The 1723-nt window shown below is 40.9% G+C and carries 2 protein-coding genes; one reads left to right on the top strand and one right to left on the bottom strand.

Annotated features, from left to right (window positions below; genetic code table 11):
- The first annotated feature begins 221 nt into the window (after positions 1–221).
- Complete coding sequence (locus AB4589_RS25500; protein WP_017100276.1) at positions 222–920, top strand: hypothetical protein; 699 nt, start codon at positions 222–224, stop codon at positions 918–920.
- Between the two features lie 47 nt (positions 921–967).
- Here the strand turns inward: AB4589_RS25500 and AB4589_RS25495 are convergent, their stop codons facing one another.
- The gene (locus AB4589_RS25495; RefSeq protein WP_372101966.1) at positions 968–1717 is read right to left on the bottom strand and encodes an IS5 family transposase; all 750 of its coding nucleotides are present in this window, start codon (positions 1715–1717) and stop codon (positions 968–970) included.
- Positions 1718–1723: the final 6 nt, after the last annotated feature.

Here is a 1723-nt window from a genome sequence, read left to right as displayed (position 1 = left end):
ACTTCTGGTGCAGATCATAGTTAACGTAATGACAAAGTCGCTTAACGTAACGTCCAGTATTGATGGTGCAGATCATGTTCGAATATCAAAGGCTCACACACAATGCAGGACTAGGGAAAATATGAGGGGATCCATCAGCGTCGCCGGTTCTCTCGCAACTTTGCGGGATTTATTATTTTTAGATATGATAAGATCTTTATACATAATAAAGAGTAATCACAATGAAAAACAAAGGCTTCATTTTAGGTGTTTTCGCTTCAGTAGTACTTGTAGGTTGTGGCGGTGGTTCGTCAGCGGCACCGAGTGCAACAGTAAAAACGTTTAGTGGTAATGGCCTATACGTTAACCCGACTGACTTGACCGTCATGCTTGTTGACTCAAAGCGATCTAAGAACAACCTAATTGTGGGTGACTTCGCGAACAACAGCGTTTACTTTGTTGATAGTGCGACCACGACAGAAACATCGATGACAACTAGAGGTCTATCTTTTACTAGCAACAATGTTTTTGTGAAAGAAAGAATTCAGTTAATGCATGCTAAATTTACAAACAATATTGCAACTCTAACAGCCGTTGTTAGCGGGTCAAACCTTGTTTACTCAATGAATAAAACAACTGACTCATTAGCTCTTGCCCAAATCACCGGTACTCATACCAATACAACAGATGGTAGTACGTGGACGATTAACGCAGATGGTTCATATGTCGTTAATGGCGTTTGTACAATTACAGGTAAATTGGTTCGTAATGGATCTTACTTTAATGCAGATAACGCAAGTGCCGTTTCTTGCTCGCAATCAGCGCTAAATGGCAGTTACAACGGGGTTTTCTTGACGGTTAAGCACAACGGTAAAGATTACATTGCAGGGGTGTTAGGTAATGACACGGGTATTTTGTATGGAAATGCTCCAACGAACTAAATTGGTCATTAACTAGGGCGTGTTGATCTTTGCTGTACATTTCGCGTTCAACAATACATCGGTAGCCACATTAACATGAATGCCAGCGATAACATGCTGGCATAATTCCTTTCTAGCTTGTCATATCTACTTGAAATAGCTCGATAATGTTTAATTCTCCCAAAGGCATTTTCGACCAAGTGACGATACTTGTATAGACACCAATCCATACTGTCTTTGTCTATATCTTGTCCGTAATTGCGTTTAGCAATTACCGTTTCTCCGCCACGTTCCTTAACAAAAGTACGGAAAGGTTCGCTGTCATATCCTTTATCACAAACGATGGTATTAACTTCATCGAGTTGCTCAACTAAGCTTTCGGCATGCACTATATCGTGGCGTTGTCCCTCTGATAAATCAAAGCAAATCGGCAGTCCACCACTATCTACGGCTAAGTGAATTTGGGTCGAGTTGCCCCCGCGACTTTTTCCTATTTGCTCTGAACTTTCAGTAGCTGCACCTGTACTATGCTGATGTGCTCTAACTATAGAGCCATCAAGAAATACCCATTCAAAATCAGCCATGTTAGATAAGCTTTTGAAAAGATTATCTAAAACCCCTTTCTTTGACCAAAGATTAAATCGTCTGTAAACGGTACTCCACTCTCCGAACTCAGAGGGTAGATCTCGCCAAGGAATACCTGTTCTCATTCGATAAAGTATTCCTTCAAATGTCATTCGATGTTCAGTTTTATCGTAAATACGACCTGTACTTTTCATAACTTGGAGTATCAGTTCCCAGCGAACCCTATCTGGCAGGGTAGT

Origin of the sequence: Vibrio sp. 10N.222.49.A3, assembly GCF_041475145.1 — a bacterium.
Classification (GTDB): Bacteria; Pseudomonadota; Gammaproteobacteria; order Enterobacterales; family Vibrionaceae; genus Vibrio; species Vibrio tasmaniensis_A.
This window is presented reverse-complemented; position numbering and strand designations above follow the sequence as displayed.